A 14,180-nucleotide genomic window follows, 5' to 3' on the forward strand; every position below is an offset into this window, starting at 1 on the left:
ATGTATTCTTCAAAATGTTTCGCATTCATGTAACAGTCTCCGTCTGTTTTCAAGACATTTTTGTCGCTCCTTTGCCCTGCTTTTTGCTTTTTTGGCTGATGCGCGCCGCAAGCTGTTCATATGTAGTCAGCCCGACGAGGAGAATCACTCCCGCCGAACAGCCTGAAAGCCATTGATAATCCCCGACGGCTGCCGCACCCGCAATGTTGCGGATGACCGCAGCATACAATAGCTCCCCCTGGCACATGCCGAGAACAAAAAGACAAAGCCTCTCAGGGAACCGCCCCTCAACGGAAAGCGTAATAACGGTAAGCAGTATAACCGCCGCCCATTCAGGTTTTATGATAAACCAAACAGGATCATATAATGCAAAAAGAAAAATAAAGCCGTACGCCGCAGCCGCCGTCAGATGAATCACAATATTACGGAGCCGTTTATGCATACCGAGGCTTCCCGCATAAACAAATGCCGCAGCAAAAAACATGACATATGCCGCATTCAGCGTAAAATAAGCCGTAATCTGATGTATGCTTGCCATCATATTAGTCAAAATAAAGACTGATACGTAAAAACGGCTTTTCGTTTTGGCAAAAATAAAAGTCGCTAGTATCCATAAAAACCACATTGACCAGTAATAATAAAACGGTTCCATAATCGCTCCTCCTCTGATCAGTATGGAGCGGGAACGCATTTTTTAAACCAATTATGCCTGAAAGGAGCGGATAAGGATGGGAAAAGACAGACAGGAGAAAAAACTGAAAGCCTCCCGCCGGGTGGAATCTGATCGCGATGATTCGATTCACCATAAAGGAGCGACAAGCCTTGAGCAGAACGGGGAATTCCGAAAAAGAAAATCGTAAAAAACAGAAAAAGGCATGCGGGTTCGCATGCCTTTTAACGTCTGCTGAAACGGGACGTGTCAATCCCCCGTTCAGAAAGCCAGTGATGTGTGTCACCTTTTATGACCAAAGGCGCCTTTTGCAATTGGGCAACCGATCGGCATCCGAGGACGGTCATAATCATTTTCAGCTCTTGCAAAAGCGCCGTCATCTCGTCAAACAGGCCCTCTTCTCCTTTAGAGGTGAGAGCTTTCAGGAAAGTGCCCGCCATTCCCGCGCCGGAAGCGCCGAGGGCAATCGATTTGGCGACATCCAGGGCGCTTTGCAGCCCGCCGGATGCGATAATTGATTGATCAGCGGAGAGCGAGTGGATTTCCGCTAAGCTTGCGGCAGTGGAAATTCCCCACGTATTAAAAAAATGAAGCGCCTTCTCTCTGCGCATATTTTCAATCTTAGAGAAATTCGTACCGCCGTATCCGCCGGCATCAACTGCTGCTGCGCCAGCATCAAATAACTGCCGTGCCGATTCCCTGCTCATTCCGAAGCCGACTTCTTTGACAAAAACGGGCACTCCCGCTTCCGCCGCAATCCGCTCAATGCGGCCGAGAGCGCCGGTAAAGCTTCTGTCACCCTCTGGCATGACGATCTCCTGAATCACATTTAAATGAATCTGGAGGGCATCTGCTTGAATCATATCAACTGCCCTTTTCGCCTGCTCGGCATCCGCCTCGCTGCCTAAATTGGCAAATATCAGCCCGTCCGGATTCTCTTTTCTGACGATCTCGTAAGAACACCGTTCGGAGGGATCTTTTAAAGCTGACATTTGCGAACCGACAGCCAGCGGCATGCCGGCTTTGCGCGCGGCTCTTGCCAGCGATCTGTTAATTTCGTATGTAAGCTGTCCGCCGCCGCCTGTCATCGCATTGATAAAAATCGGCGAACTGCTTGTGAGTCCGCCGATTTTCGTTGATATATCCACTTTTTCCAATGCTAGGTTCGGTAGGCTGACATGAACAAACGTAATATCATCAAGCCCCGTTTCCCGGTTTTGGCCGGTAGACAGCGCATGATTTATATGTTCTCTTTTTCGTTCTGCTCGTGTCACGTTTTATCACCAATTTATTTTAATTTATTAAGCTTGTCTCCGATTAAATCGCCAAGCTGGAAGCCGGTGCTCGGCTCTTCTTTCGCCTGGTATTGGCGGAAGTCCTCCTGATCGGCTTTCGGCGCTTCTTCAAGCTCACGCATGCTTAAGGAAATGCGCTCTTCGCTTTCGTTCACGTCAAGCACTTTCACTTTAACAGTCTGTCCTTCTTCAAGCACTTCATGCGGCGTTCCGATATGTTTATTGGAAATTTGCGAAATGTGCACAAGTCCTTCCACGCCCGGAAGAATTTCAACGAAGGCGCCGAAGCTTACAAGGCGCTGCACTTTTCCTTCAAGCACATCTCCCTGTTTTACCTTTTCGCCGATCTGGCTCCAAGGTCCCGGCAGCGTTTCTTTAATAGATAAAGAAATACGTTCGTTATCGCGGTCTACGGACAGTACTTTCACTTTTACGTCCTGACCTTCTTCAACCACGTCAGACGGTTTTTCGACGTGTGAATGAGACAGCTGCGAAATATGAACAAGCCCGTCAATTCCGCCGATGTCGACAAATGCGCCGAAATCAGTCAGACGCTGCACTTTCCCTTCAAGCACGCTTCCAACCTCAAGCGTTTGGAGAAAATCATGCTTTTTGGCTGTCTGTTCTTTTTCCACTACAGCCCGGTGTGACAGAATCACCCGGTTTTTATCACGGTCGAGTTCAACGACGATAAGAGAGAGGGTTTTCCCTTTATAGTCAGTGAAATCCTCGACGAAATGAGCTTCGACAAGTGATGCGGGAATGAAGCCGCGAACGCCGATATCAACGACGAGACCGCCTTTCACCACATCTTTCACTTCAGCTTCAAACACTTCTTTTGTGTCGAATTTTTTTTCAAGGTCTTCCCAAGCGCGGTCAGCATCAACGGCACGTTTAGATAAAATCAAAGCATCGTCTTCCACTTTTGTTACTTTCAGGTCAAGCTCGTCGTCAACTTTTACGACATCCGATGCTTTCTCTACATGAAGACTTGATAATTCACTGATTGGAATGATTCCGGACTGTTTGACATTGACAATTTCGACATCTACATGCTTGTCCTCTACCTTTGTCACAATCCCTTTTACTACATCTCCAACCTCTGGCACTTGAACATCAATTTGATTCATTTCCTCTGTCATTTGAATAACCTCCTTGGTCCAAACCTACACAGCTTAATTAATACGGTTTGAAAGCTGAACATGTGAATGTCCGCTTTTCAGCCGAATATGTATTAAAGAATCATCCAAAAAAGATTTTGAATGATCAATAAAAAGTTTTATTAGTATTAACTTCTAATAAATGGACTGGTTTGTCAAGCAATAACATCTTGTCTTTCGAAAAAAATTATAAAGCGCTCCGCCCGAAGTTAACGTGATTTCTGTTCGACGATCTCCAGAATTTTTCCTGCGACTTCGGCAATGCTGAGTGACGTCGTATCGATTTCAATCGCGTCTTCCGCTTTGCGCAGCGGGGAAACTTCCCTCTCTGAATCGAGCTTGTCGCGTCTGGCAATTTCTTCAATGAGCGTCTCGAAATTCACGTCATAGCCTTTTTTCTTATTCTCTTCATATCGGCGCTTCGCTCTTTCCTCTACGGACGCGAGCAGAAAAATTTTCACTTCGGCGTCAGGCAGCACGTGAGTACCGATATCACGGCCGTCCATGACGACACCGCCTTTTTGTCCGAGCTGCTGCTGTCTTTTGACCATTTCTTCTCTGACGCCTTTATGCTTGGCGGCGATTGATACTTGGTTGCTGACTTCGTCTTTACGGATTTCTTCTGTCACATCTTCTCCGTTTACCAGAACGATTTGTCCTTCCGGAGCGGATACAAGCTCAATTTCCGTACGCTTCAGCAGCTCTGTAAGCGCGGCTTCATCAGTTAAATCGGCATTCTGCTTGAGCGCCGTATATGTAATGGCACGATACATCGCTCCTGTATCAATGTACACATATGATTTTTTCTCAGCCACTATTTTAGCAACGGTGCTTTTTCCGGCAGCGGCCGGCCCGTCGATCGCAATTGATAATTTCTTGTCCATAATCTCTCTCCTTGCTCTTTACTCCTCTATGGATTGTATCATGAACTGCCGGAAAAGGGGCGAAAAAATTGAGCTGATTTACCGCTTTACCGTTTCAATCCATTCTTTTTTCTCCATTTTATCAACTCCCTCATATTTCACAGCTTTCGAAATATAAGGTTCAATAGGCTGATAATGAAGCAAAAACTGCACCGCGCCCAAAATGATAAGCTGAATGCAGACCAATTTAACCAGCAGACGTTCAAACGTTTTCATACACGCGCACCTCCATTAGGATTAGTATGGAAAAGTGCGCTGCTGTTTATTCCGACAGACTGTTTCTTCTCTGCTGAAGCTGCGCGCGCATACAATATTGGAGTAAAAGCTGCTGTGATGCGGGATCGATTTCTGCAAATTCAAGCGTCATTTTTTGTTTATCCGCCTTTTCATCATAAAAAATCCGCTGGGTAACAGCCTCGGCCGTAATATCGGCTGTATTTTCCTTGCCGGGAAGAGAAAATGAGACATACAGCTTTTCACCTGGTTCCGCGGAAATATGCTCAGGCATCACAACAGCGATTCCGCCGGCGCTGATATTAGAGGAAACCGTTTGGAAAGCGGTTTTTTCCGCTTCCATTTTGACGGATACATCCAATACTGCGTCTGCACGGACGTATCGGCGTCTTTGAATCCGCTTCATTTCCTCCTGAGGGGGGATGTCCAATCCGATCATCGGGATGGGGTCTTTTTTCTTTCCTTTGATTATGCTTTTAAATTGATACGGCACTTGGCCATCCCCCATAAATTCCGCTGTTATTTCCACTCCTTTATGCAAAAAGACCGTCCGTCCCGAATCCAGATCGACGGGATATGAGATGTGCAGTTCGCCGTTTTCAACGCTTACTGCTTTGCTCCTCGCTTTTTTGGGCTCATTGTTCTCTATGTATTCAATCCAAATATAATCTCCGACAGCTATCATGGGCCTTCACTCTTTCATTATTTATGCTTTTATTAAAGCATGTAACGAAAAAAAGGAAAAGACTTTTAGTCCTTTCCTCCTTTATTTTTATAGGTCTTTATATATAGGTTCTGCACTTTTTAACTTTTCTATTTTTTCCTCTTTTCCGTCGTCCGCATTAATGAACATTTGATACGTGTCTTTCCCGATCGTCCCGAGCATTTCGTAGCAAAGCACTTCCTGACCGAGCTCATTCGTGATCAGCGCCTGCCGGGTCTCCCGCACTTCAACATTTTTATTCAGCTTCGCTTTCGCTTCATCAGCTGACAAAGCGGGAGCCGGAATCGTTCTCGTGCGGTGCGCCGACAGGTAATCACGCGCGGAAAAACCGACGACTTCACCATCATCCAGCGCCACTTTCATTCGGATGGCTTCCGGATAAATGCGGACGTTTTTCTCCACGGGGATAAAAGAAAAGACGCCGATGTTATTATATTGCGCGCTTTCATCAATTTCGAGGCCTTTTGTTTCATATCCATTTTTCTTTAAAAACGCGACGGCCCGGTTAGATGCTTCATTGAGGCTGATCTTTTGTTTCTTCACGGCCCGTTTTTGAATCAAATAGACCGGATGTCCGCCTTTTTGGGTAATATCCATATAGATAAAAGACTTGTTGTCCGCGTCTTTCATGCGGATGCTGTATACGTCCCGATTCGTTTTCCTGCCGCTTTTGACCACTTTAATTGAATAATTATGATCAGGCGCAAACCGTTGTGCGATTTTGACCGCTTCTTTTTCCGTAATTTGTTTTCCTTTCAGATGCGTAAAACCTTTTCGTTCTGTATTTGCTCCCGTAAATGTGGGGCTGATGCTGTCTTCAGAAAAAGCGCCTACATTTTTTTCCACTGTTTTAAAGCTGTCGACGATCGTATTATCGCTTTGTTTTTTGTCAGAGGCGAGCGCCATCTCAACATCCATCCACCGTAAATTTTTGCTCATGACGAGATGCTGAACGCTGCGGAGCTGGTTTTGAATGTTCTCCGCCTGTTTGTACAGACTGTTCAGTGTTGTATATTCTTTCTTATCAAGCGGTTTTTGGTCTAAATCCCGGACGGATGTTTTATAGCTGAAATCTCCTATGTTGGATAAAAACTCCTCCGTCTTATTAAAAGGCATGAGAGTCAGGGGCAGCTGGCTCACATTGTTATGAGCTTCAGATGTTATTCTCCATACATCAATGAGCGCCGGAGACAGAGATTTTTTACTGTTCATCGCAAGCGTCGTCCCGATTTTGTCGTGAAGCTGATCTACATGGTACGTCAATTCATGAAAAGCCCTCTGATAATTATTTTCCGCATGCAGAAGGACCGCATCTTTTTCCTGATGCTCTTTATATCCCCAGTATCCGGTTGCGGCGATCGCGACACCGAGAACAGCGATAATGATTCCTCTAATCATGTTAACACCTCATTTTGCGTACTTTTACTCACAGAAAATGTGTTTTCCGATTCTTTTTATCTGCGGACGTCCCCAAATCCATTTGCTTGTCGCCGTATCAGGATTGAAATAATAAATTGCGTTTTCAGAAGGATCCCAGCCGTTGATCGCATCAAGAACCGCTTCTTTTGCTCTTTCATTCGGCTGCATATATATTTGGCCGTCGGCAACGGCGGTAAACGCGAGCGGTTCGAAAATGACGCCGGCCACCGTATTCGGAAATAACGGGCTTTTAATACGGTTTAAAATAACCGCGGCGATGGCAACCTGCCCTTCAAACGGCTCACCGCGCGCTTCCCCGTACACAGCCTGTGCCAGAAGATTGATGTCGTTGTTTGAGAAACCGCCAGGCATATTGGCCGCTGTCGTATTTTGCTTTTGATTTGACTGACCGCCTGTATTGTTTTGCGGCTTTTGAGCAGGCTTATTCGTTCCCGTCGGCTTCTGCGTTCCGGCTCTCGGTTTTGTTTGGTTTTCCAATGGGACGTTGCCATAATGAGTGAACGTATTCCCTTTTTGGATCTGCTCCATTACATATTCACGGTAATATTTTGATTTTGAAATCAGCACCTGTTTGGTTTTCGCGCCGACGAGGCCGTCAACCGGTTTCATGCCGAATTTCTCCTGAAAATTTCTCACGGCCCAGTATGTGGTCCAGCCGTAAACACCATCGATTTTCCCGTTATAAAATCCGTTATATTGAAGACGGGCCTGCAATTCTATAACATCATCACCCGTCGCGCCTCTTTGAATCACTTGATTTGAAAACGCATGAACCGTTTCATGATGATCGAAGAAAGCGGCGGCGAAAGAAAATAGAATGAGACATGCCATAAAGGCTCCTTTGCACTTCATCTCTTCAAGCCTCCTACTGCAAAATTTAAAGTGTACCCGTATTGTCTGTCACGAGGTTATTTTTATGCACGTTTCCTTCTTATCCCCTGTCAAGGCATAAAAAAGAAACCGCACGCGACGCGCGGTTTCTTCACACTTGGATCATATTGACGGAGCGTGCTTTTTTTGCCTTTCGCAGCCCGAACCACCATAAAAACAGCATAAACGGCAGCATATAATATACCCAATGATTGAGGGCGGTAAGAATAAAATCGTAAGAACCGTGCAGACATGAAGGCACGGCCAGCGAAATCACAAGCCATTTGACACAGGCTTTTTTCTGCGAAAAGCGGGCTTTTCCGAGATAAAATCCCATAATCACTCCGATCAGCGCATGGCAGGAGACCGGCAGAAGCGCCCTGATGAAAGCATGTTCAACGCCGTGGCCGAATAAATACAGAATATTTTCAAGCGTGGCAAATCCTAAAGACACACTGGCCCCGTAAACGATTCCGTCATAATGCTCATCAAAATGAGCATGCGGATACACACTGATCATCAGAACGAACCATTTCACCGATTCTTCCAGAAATCCCGAAGACAAAAACGAAACGAAAAAGCTTCCTCCCCCCACATGCTCTTTTTCAAGAACATATTGGATAAACATGGTCGGAAACACAAGGACAACCCCGAGAAAAAAAGACCTCAGCACCATATGTACGGGTTCATTGTCATACTGATCTTTTAAATAAAAATAGCTTAACAGCGCAATGCCGGGAGCAATTCCTGCAGAGATGATTGCAAACATCAGGCAACCTCTTTCCTTTATATTCCTATATCTATCGTACCATGTTGTTCATATTTTTACATCTTTCAATTTTTTTAAAAAAGAGCATATGAATGATCATATGCTCTCTGCACCCAGCCGTTTTGATATTTCATTTGCGATCAAGCCGCCGTGAAAACGGCCGTTCTCGATAAAAATTTCGTTGGCGTTATTTCCAGCCGCAATGACTCCGGCGATAAAAACACCGTCAACATTTGTTTCCATCGTTTCTTCCCGGAAAAACGGCCGGCCTGATTCCGCATCAATCCGCACACCGATTTTTTCGAGGAAACCGTGATCGGGATGGTATCCCGTCATGGCAAATACGAAATCGTTTTTCAGCCGGACCGTCTCATTTCGGCTGGAGCGGAAAATGATTTCATCTTCCGTCACTTCTTCAAGACAAGCGCCGAATTCCATCCGGATTGTGCCGTTTCTGACGAGGGCCTCAAACTCAGGCAGAATCCACGGCTTGATGCTCGGGGAGTACTCATGTCCTCTGTAGAGCACCGTGACGCGCGCACCGGACTTCACCAATTCCAAAGCCGCGTCCACACTTGAGTTTTTCCCGCCGATCACAGCAACATCTTTATCAAAATAAGGATGGCCTTCTTTAAAGTAATGAAATACCTTAGGAAGCCCTTCACCCGGTATGTTCATATAATTCGGATGATCATAATATCCTGTCGCAATGATACAAAACGGAGTGAGGTAGCGGTCTTTTGATGTTTCTACAAGAAAACGGCCGTCTTCCTGTTTCGTTACGCGCTCCACTGTTTCAAAGGCGTTTACGCGCAGCTCTTTTCTTCTGACAACCTCTCTGTAGTAAGAGAGAGCCTGTATTCGGACCGGTTTTCTGTTTTCCGTAATAAAGGCGACATCGCCGATCTCCAATTTTTCACTTGAACTGAAAAAAGTTTGGTGGGTCGGATAGTTATAAATGCTGTTTACGACATTCCCTTTTTCGATTACAAGCGCGTTCACGCCAATTTGCTTCAGATGTATAGCCGCCGATAATCCGCAAGGACCTCCGCCTATTATAATTGCTTTTTCTTCTGTCATGTCCTTCAACTCCTGCGATTGGCATTTCCATCATAAGTTTCCACTCATATAAAAAATCTCCTATATTATCATAGGAGATTTTTTTTGTTTATGCAAACGATTGGTTTATATCCAGCCTCTGAAACGCGAAGCCTCCGCCATTTTCCGCACGCCGACCATGTAAGCCGCAAGCCTCATGTCAATCCGGCGGTTTTGGGACATTTCATAAATATTATTAAACGATTTTATCATCATATTTTCCAGTTTTTCCTCGACTTCTTCTTCACTCCAGTAGAAGCCTTGGTTGTTTTGAACCCATTCAAAATAAGAAACCGTTACACCGCCGGCGCTCGCCAGAACATCGGGAACCAGCAGCGTTCCTTTGTCTGTCAGGATTTTCGTTCCTTCCAGTGTCGTCGGTCCGTTTGCCGCTTCTACAACGATTTTCGCTTTGATGCGGTCAGCGTTCTCTTCTGTAATTTGGTTTTCGATCGCCGCCGGGACAAGTATATCACAGTCCAGCTCAAGCAGCTCCTGATTCGTAATGGTGTCATTGAAAAGCTTCGTCACCGTTCCGAAGCTGTCTCTGCGGTCAAGCAGATAATCAATATCAAGACCGTCCGGATCGTAAAGGCCTCCGTACGCGTCAGAAATTCCGACAACTTTCGCGCCGGCGTCATGCATAAACTTGGCCAGATAGCTGCCCGCGTTTCCGAATCCTTGTACGACGACGCGCGCGTTCTGAATATCGAGACCTTTTTTCTTGGCCGCTTCTTTTATGCAGATGGTGACGCCTTTTGCCGTCGCTGATTCCCTGCCGTGGGACCCGCCGAGTACAAGCGGTTTTCCCGTAATAAAGCCGGGTGAGTTAAATTCATCAATTCTTGAATATTCATCCATCATCCAAGCCATAATCTGCGAGTTTGTAAATACGTCAGGCGCCGGGACGTCTTTAGTCGGTCCGACAATCTGACTGATTGCTCTGACATATCCCCTGCTCAGCCTTTCAAGCTCTCTGAATGACATATTTCTCGGATCACAAACAATTCCGCCTTTACCACCGCCATAAGGAAGATCAATAATTCCGCATTTTAAACTCATCCAGATGGAAAGTGCTTTCACCTCTTTTTCAGTTACATTCGGGTGAAAACGAATGCCGCCTTTTGTCGGACCTACGGAATCATTGTGCTGCGCACGATAGCCTGTAAATATTTTCACAGACCCGTCATCCATCCGAACAGGAATTTTAACCGTTAATAATCTGAGCGGCTCTTTCAGCAGTTCATACACTTCTTCTGGATACCCCAATTTTTCCAGAGCTTTATGTATTACGGTTTGGGTTGATTTTAATACATCATGTTTGTCTTCTTCATTATGACCGGTGAATCGATCGGCTGCCATTTGAGTTAACCTCCTAAAATCTTCTGTTTCTCTCATGCTCCCTTTCAGTGACTAGTATACACCTTCAATATCTCCGTGCATAGAAGAAAGACAATGATTTTTCCATTATTTCGCTTAAAAAAAGACGGCCGCTGAAAACAGCTGCCGTTTCAAATCTTTTTTATGAAAAATGTTTCTGGATGGTCTCCACAGCATTGCCGTCCATGATGAGTTTTCCGTACTCATGGAGCCTGTAAATCGTAATCGTCGCCGGGTGTCCGTATTCAGCCAGCACCGCGATGACGCCTTCGGCGGAACGGGAGCCGAGGTCTTCAAGGCTTACATAGTATTGGTTCTCATAGTGGTAGACGGTGCCGCCGGTAATCCCGATTCGGTGAAGGCTTCCGGCAAGCTGAATGATATCTTCAAACGAATGGAACTGATAAATAATATCCGGACTTTCGTCAAGTTTGACCTGCATCTCGATATAATCATCGTCATATTCGTCATCTTCTGCGTCCGCGTCATGATTTTTCGTTACAATCACAACCATGCCTTGTGCCTGAAGAGAATATACTTCCACCGCGATCGGACCATTCGCTTCAAAGCCGAGCTCTGTATTTGCTTCATTCATCATATCTTTAAATAACTGGTGGACTTTAAACGAGTCCTTCCAGAGGTCTTCTTTTGTCAGTCCCCGATCAGTCAGATCGTCGAGGGTTAAAAAGATTTTAATCTTATTATAGTTCAGACGCTCAAGCCGCATAATGTTCCCTCCTGCCTCTTCTTGCACACAAATCATATAACACAGTATATGAATAAATGAGTCATAGGTTCTTAATTTGTTATCAGTTTACACCGTGTACAGCGGGAAGACAAGCAGAATGCCGTTTTTTATCACCGCGGCCGGGTTTGTTTCAGGAAGACGGCTCATCCGGTCCGCACAGCGTAATCATATGCGTCTCCGGTTTCGCCCCGAGCCTCAGCGGAACTTTTGTCGTCCCGTAGCCGTTGCTGATCAGGTAATGCGCTTTTTTTACCGTTCCCGTCCCGCCCAATTCGTACGGCCCGAACCGGCCGAAACGGATTTGGCCGCCATGCGTATGGCCGCTGAACACAGCGTCAATCCCGTCTGACTCCCTCATCTGCTCATGGATGTCCGGGTTATGGCAAAGCAGGAGGTTTACTTTGTCAGCATCCGTATATCTGATTGCAGATTCGTAATCATCCATCATCATCCTGATATCATCCACCCCGCAGATCGTAACGGTTTCCCCTTTATAAGCAAACTGAACCGATTCATTTCTCAGCGGGATCACTTTATATGCCCGTAAAAGAGAGAGCAGTTTTTGCTGGCTGACCTCGTAATCATTATTCCCCCACACATACATGACAGGCGCGAGAGCCGTAAGACGTTTGATGTTTTCTTCAATTCTGGCGTAAGGAACTCCGCCCTCCGCCAAATCACCGCCGAGCAAAACGGCATCCGGCTTATAACCTGCCGCTTCGCGGAGAAGCTTTTCATCAATTAAACGGCGGTGCACGTCAGATATAAAAAAGATGGTGAGCGGCTTCATCCCCTTCATTTTATCAAGCGTAAATGTATGTGTTTTCAGATGGCTGCCGTTTGCCGTTTTGTACATAACGGCAGCCATAACCGCAGCCGCTCCCGCCAATGAGCCGAGAATTCCCGCTGTAAGCTTCATAAACGCACTCTCCATTCTGTCATTGTCTTATATTAGACGGACAAACAAAAAAAGACGTTTCTATCCTTTCCGGAAAACGCCTCATTTTATTTGCTTTCAAAATAAAGATTGATATCATACCGATGTTTCATCAAGTGAAAAACAGATTCTCTCGCCCTCCATTTTTCAGGCTGGGGCCATAAATCCGTGCTTTTTTGGATAATTTCACATCTCAGTTTATGAAATTCACCCTCAGCTTTTTCTTCCTTTTTTTTAAAATAATAAGAAGTGCAATACGCAAAAGCGGAAGCCATAATCCAGCACAAGTAAACCGTATGGCCTAATATTTCCTGCAGAATCAGCTGCGGAGAGGCTTGGGGGGCATTAAAGCTTTTAAACATCAGCAGTATGCACATCAGGGAAAAACAAACGAGGGACGCCCACTGCCATCTTCGGCATTGTGCAGCATAATTTTCGTATTTTAATTTCCGTTTCACCAGCGCCTGAAGCATTTGTTTCGTCGGTCCGTCAGCAAATCGGTCTAATTGCTTCCATAAAGAATCCATGCGCTTCACACCTTGTCCGTTTTCATTGGTACACTATATGAAAAACGCGGTGAAAACATGCATTTATTTTAATCAGACAGCGGAATGTTCAGAACCTGGCCGGTGTACACGTCGTTTCCGTTTAATCCGTTGTAGCTGCGGATTTTTTCTTCGCCCGCCCGGCTTTTATAATATTTCATTGAAATACGGTAAAGCGTTTCTTTCGGCTGTACAGTATGCTGTACGGTCCGCACTTTTTTTGGGACAGTCCCGGCTTGATCACTCGCCTCAGCCGAAGCCGCTTTTTCACGGACAGCCGGCGGAGACTGCTGTTTTGTCTCCGCGTATTCGGTGTCTGTCGGCTTTACTTGTTTTTCTGAGGGCGTTTCCGTTTTTTTAGGTGTTTTTTCACTTGGTTTTTCTTTCGTTTTTTCAGGTGCAGCCGCTTCTTTCTTATCTTTGTCGTCAGACTTTTTTTTCGGTTGTTCTAAAAGAGCGGTTTCTGACGTTTCTTTCTGAGCGCCTTTCGGAATAACGGCAGGCGCGCTTTCACTGTGGTCTATGAAGACATCTTCATAGTCCTTCGGGTCAAATCTGCTGCTGTTCGTCATATAAAGAAGACCGAAAAAGACACCGATTGTTACGATAATGAACAGGACGGTCAGAAAAGTGAACAGCGGCGTTTTTGTTTTGGTTTTTTCCTTCACCTGCTCTTCCTTTTTTTTACGCTCCTCTTTTACAGATTGTCTTGTCGGGAGGCTGTCTTCAAGATATTCAATTTGTTCATCCGCGGCCGCGGCAACCTGCTGCTCGGCACGCAGCTGAGCTTTTCTTCTTTCAACTCTTGACATTTCCGTCATGCAAACCCCTCCTAACATATTGAAAACGGATCTGACAGGCAAATACCGCATCAATAATAAAATGCGCTGTAACCGGAACGAATAAATTGCCGGTCCATTCATAGATAAGCCCCAGCAAAAGACTGATACCCGCAACCATCATAAACAGAAGCCACTTCGCCAAGTATCTGAAATGAAGCACGGTAAAAATGAAGCTGGCGGCCCATAAGCCGATATGTGTCTGCAGAACGCCTCTGAACAAAATCTCTTCGCTGAACGAAATGAGAAGCGTCAAAAACAAAATATGCAGAACCGGCCTGTTCTTAAAAAGCAATACATTAATGCCGCCGTCATCATATAAATGCGAAGGACACCATTTCATCACCGCCAGATCGGCAAAAATGACAAGGACGGCAAGAGTTACACCGTACCATATGATATTATCGTCACGTATATGCCACAGCTTTAAAAAATCGTGAATGTCGGTAAAAAAGAAAAAGCCGATAACAGCTGAAACCGCCAATATGAGCAATTGGGTGGCATACAGCTGCATCACAATCTCCCGGTCTGAGAGCTGCCGGATCAAT

General features: G+C 45.6%; 17 protein-coding genes. 1 reads left to right on the top strand and 16 read right to left on the bottom strand.

What is annotated here, in order from left to right:
- Positions 1-49: 49 nt before the first annotated feature.
- Complete coding sequence (locus NYE36_RS12075) at positions 50-652, bottom strand: hypothetical protein (protein ID WP_032870086.1); 603 nt, start codon at positions 650-652, stop codon at positions 50-52.
- 76 nt (positions 653-728) lie between these two features.
- On the opposite strand from NYE36_RS12075, the gene NYE36_RS12080 reads away from it, so the two are divergent.
- A complete protein-coding gene (locus NYE36_RS12080; RefSeq protein ID WP_003153429.1) occupies positions 729-860 on the top strand; it encodes a YpzI family protein in 132 nt (43 codons plus the stop codon).
- Between the two features lie 34 nt (positions 861-894).
- On the opposite strand, the gene fni is transcribed toward NYE36_RS12080, so the two are convergent.
- The 15 genes from fni to NYE36_RS12155 form a co-directional block, all read right to left on the bottom strand.
- Positions 895-1,944 (bottom strand): type 2 isopentenyl-diphosphate Delta-isomerase, encoded by a 1,050-nt coding sequence (gene fni / locus NYE36_RS12085; RefSeq protein ID WP_094032282.1) that lies wholly within the window; start codon positions 1,942-1,944, stop codon positions 895-897.
- A 14-nt stretch (positions 1,945-1,958) separates the two neighbouring features.
- On the bottom strand, positions 1,959-3,107 hold the full coding sequence (gene rpsA / locus NYE36_RS12090; protein WP_003153426.1) for a 30S ribosomal protein S1: 1,149 nt from the start codon (positions 3,105-3,107) through the stop codon (positions 1,959-1,961).
- Between the two features lie 227 nt (positions 3,108-3,334).
- The gene (gene cmk / locus NYE36_RS12095) at positions 3,335-4,009 is read right to left on the bottom strand and encodes a (d)CMP kinase (protein ID WP_033574730.1); all 675 of its coding nucleotides are present in this window, start codon (positions 4,007-4,009) and stop codon (positions 3,335-3,337) included.
- A 78-nt stretch (positions 4,010-4,087) separates the two neighbouring features.
- On the bottom strand, positions 4,088-4,264 hold the full coding sequence (locus NYE36_RS12100; protein ID WP_003153420.1) for a YpfB family protein: 177 nt from the start codon (positions 4,262-4,264) through the stop codon (positions 4,088-4,090).
- A 46-nt stretch (positions 4,265-4,310) separates the two neighbouring features.
- On the bottom strand, positions 4,311-4,967 hold the full coding sequence (locus NYE36_RS12105; protein ID WP_094032281.1) for a flagellar brake domain-containing protein: 657 nt from the start codon (positions 4,965-4,967) through the stop codon (positions 4,311-4,313).
- Between the two features lie 87 nt (positions 4,968-5,054).
- Positions 5,055-6,404: a germination protein YpeB gene (ypeB, locus tag NYE36_RS12110; RefSeq protein ID WP_039254682.1), complete on the bottom strand. Its 1,350-nt coding sequence runs from the start codon at positions 6,402-6,404 to the stop codon at positions 5,055-5,057.
- A gap of 24 nt (positions 6,405-6,428) precedes the next feature.
- Positions 6,429-7,298, bottom strand: a complete 870-nt coding sequence (gene sleB / locus NYE36_RS12115) for a spore cortex-lytic enzyme (protein WP_094032280.1) — start codon at positions 7,296-7,298, stop codon at positions 6,429-6,431.
- Positions 7,299-7,428: 130 nt separating this feature from the next.
- The gene (prsW, locus tag NYE36_RS12120; protein WP_064107554.1) at positions 7,429-8,085 is read right to left on the bottom strand and encodes a glutamic-type intramembrane protease PrsW; all 657 of its coding nucleotides are present in this window, start codon (positions 8,083-8,085) and stop codon (positions 7,429-7,431) included.
- Positions 8,086-8,181: 96 nt separating this feature from the next.
- Complete coding sequence (locus NYE36_RS12125; protein ID WP_015417732.1) at positions 8,182-9,165, bottom strand: YpdA family putative bacillithiol disulfide reductase; 984 nt, start codon at positions 9,163-9,165, stop codon at positions 8,182-8,184.
- Positions 9,166-9,270: 105 nt separating this feature from the next.
- Complete coding sequence (gene gudB / locus NYE36_RS12130) at positions 9,271-10,545, bottom strand: NAD-specific glutamate dehydrogenase (protein WP_003153413.1); 1,275 nt, start codon at positions 10,543-10,545, stop codon at positions 9,271-9,273.
- Positions 10,546-10,705: 160 nt separating this feature from the next.
- The gene (locus NYE36_RS12135; RefSeq protein WP_003153412.1) at positions 10,706-11,290 is read right to left on the bottom strand and encodes a genetic competence negative regulator; all 585 of its coding nucleotides are present in this window, start codon (positions 11,288-11,290) and stop codon (positions 10,706-10,708) included.
- Positions 11,291-11,441: 151 nt separating this feature from the next.
- Positions 11,442-12,230 (bottom strand): metallophosphoesterase, encoded by a 789-nt coding sequence (locus NYE36_RS12140; protein WP_012117876.1) that lies wholly within the window; start codon positions 12,228-12,230, stop codon positions 11,442-11,444.
- A gap of 86 nt (positions 12,231-12,316) precedes the next feature.
- Positions 12,317-12,775: a YpbF family protein gene (locus NYE36_RS12145; RefSeq protein WP_007409443.1), complete on the bottom strand. Its 459-nt coding sequence runs from the start codon at positions 12,773-12,775 to the stop codon at positions 12,317-12,319.
- A gap of 68 nt (positions 12,776-12,843) precedes the next feature.
- The gene (locus NYE36_RS12150) at positions 12,844-13,614 is read right to left on the bottom strand and encodes a LysM peptidoglycan-binding domain-containing protein (RefSeq protein ID WP_094032279.1); all 771 of its coding nucleotides are present in this window, start codon (positions 13,612-13,614) and stop codon (positions 12,844-12,846) included.
- Positions 13,592-14,179, bottom strand: coding sequence for a CPBP family intramembrane glutamic endopeptidase (locus tag NYE36_RS12155; protein WP_007409441.1), 588 nt, complete (start codon positions 14,177-14,179; stop codon positions 13,592-13,594). The genes NYE36_RS12150 and NYE36_RS12155 overlap by 23 nt, the downstream gene beginning before the upstream one ends.
- Position 14,180: the final 1 nt, after the last annotated feature.

Origin of the sequence: Bacillus sp. FSL R5-0593 (assembly GCF_038603755.1) — a bacterium.
GTDB lineage: Bacteria > Bacillota > Bacilli > Bacillales > Bacillaceae > Bacillus > Bacillus velezensis.

Coding starts and splice junctions, on each gene's coding strand:
- NYE36_RS12075 (WP_032870086.1), bottom strand. CDS start 652: ATGGAACCGTTTTATTATTACTGGTCAATGTGGTTTTTATGGATACTA.
- NYE36_RS12080 (WP_003153429.1), top strand. CDS start 729: ATGGGAAAAGACAGACAGGAGAAAAAACTGAAAGCCTCCCGCCGGGTG.
- rpsA (WP_003153426.1), bottom strand. CDS start 3,107: ATGACAGAGGAAATGAATCAAATTGATGTTCAAGTGCCAGAGGTTGGA.
- cmk (WP_033574730.1), bottom strand. CDS start 4,009: ATGGACAAGAAATTATCAATTGCGATCGACGGGCCGGCCGCTGCCGGA.
- NYE36_RS12100 (WP_003153420.1), bottom strand. CDS start 4,264: ATGAAAACGTTTGAACGTCTGCTGGTTAAATTGGTCTGCATTCAGCTT.
- NYE36_RS12105 (WP_094032281.1), bottom strand. CDS start 4,967: ATGATAGCTGTCGGAGATTATATTTGGATTGAATACATAGAGAACAAT.
- ypeB (WP_039254682.1), bottom strand. CDS start 6,404: ATGATTAGAGGAATCATTATCGCTGTTCTCGGTGTCGCGATCGCCGCA.
- sleB (WP_094032280.1), bottom strand. CDS start 7,298: ATGAAGTGCAAAGGAGCCTTTATGGCATGTCTCATTCTATTTTCTTTC.
- prsW (WP_064107554.1), bottom strand. CDS start 8,085: ATGTTTGCAATCATCTCTGCAGGAATTGCTCCCGGCATTGCGCTGTTA.
- NYE36_RS12125 (WP_015417732.1), bottom strand. CDS start 9,165: ATGACAGAAGAAAAAGCAATTATAATAGGCGGAGGTCCTTGCGGATTA.
- gudB (WP_003153413.1), bottom strand. CDS start 10,545: ATGGCAGCCGATCGATTCACCGGTCATAATGAAGAAGACAAACATGAT.
- NYE36_RS12135 (WP_003153412.1), bottom strand. CDS start 11,290: ATGCGGCTTGAGCGTCTGAACTATAATAAGATTAAAATCTTTTTAACC.
- NYE36_RS12140 (WP_012117876.1), bottom strand. CDS start 12,230: ATGAAGCTTACAGCGGGAATTCTCGGCTCATTGGCGGGAGCGGCTGCG.
- NYE36_RS12145 (WP_007409443.1), bottom strand. CDS start 12,775: ATGGATTCTTTATGGAAGCAATTAGACCGATTTGCTGACGGACCGACG.
- NYE36_RS12150 (WP_094032279.1), bottom strand. CDS start 13,614: ATGACGGAAATGTCAAGAGTTGAAAGAAGAAAAGCTCAGCTGCGTGCC.